Source organism: Azospirillum isscasi (genome assembly GCF_030849505.1).
GTDB lineage: Bacteria > Pseudomonadota > Alphaproteobacteria > Azospirillales > Azospirillaceae > Azospirillum > Azospirillum isscasi.
In genome coordinates this window covers 1-546 of the sequence record NZ_JAUJFI010000397.1, presented here as the reverse complement: position 1 = coordinate 546, position 546 = coordinate 1, and the positions used below count along the sequence as shown (strand labels likewise).

1 protein-coding gene is annotated in these 546 nt (G+C 70.1%); it reads left to right on the top strand.

The window, feature by feature from the left end:
* Window positions 1-358 precede the first annotated feature (358 nt).
* Window positions 359-546: ATP-grasp domain-containing protein (locus QSG27_RS29180; protein WP_306712385.1), on the top strand; the 188-nt coding region annotated here is incomplete at its 3' end.

Below are 546 nucleotides of genomic sequence, written 5' to 3'. Positions count from 1 at the left end.
GCTGCTCGGCGAGCACACCGACGAAATCCTGCGCGAGGTGCTCGGCTTCGACGAGCGGCGCATTTCCGAAGTCCGCGGCAGCGGCGCGCTGGGGATGGTGGTTCCCCGCATGGCCGCCGAGTAACGATCGCCGTGGCGAGGGCGTCCCGCCGGGGCGCCCACTCCATGCAGGCCGGATTCCAGGCGCGCGCCGTCCCGAAGAGCGGGGGCGTGGCCGCGGGCATCCGGCGAGCCATCGGCTCACACCGTCATTTTTCCACGGATTCAGCACAGGACGCAGGGTGCCGGCGCGCAGGCCGTGGGCGCCGATGCCGGCCTGCGCGCCGGACCCTTCCATTTTAAACACTCGAAGACAGCCATGAACATCCATGAGTATCAGGCCAAGGGCCTGCTGAAGACGTACGGCGTCGCGGTGCCCCGCGGCGGCGTGGCGTTCTCGCCGGAAGAGGCCGAGACCGTCGCCCGTGAACTGGGCGGTCCGGTTTGGGTCGTGAAGTCGCAGATCCACGCGGGTGGCCGCGGCGCCGGCCGCTTCAAGGACAACCC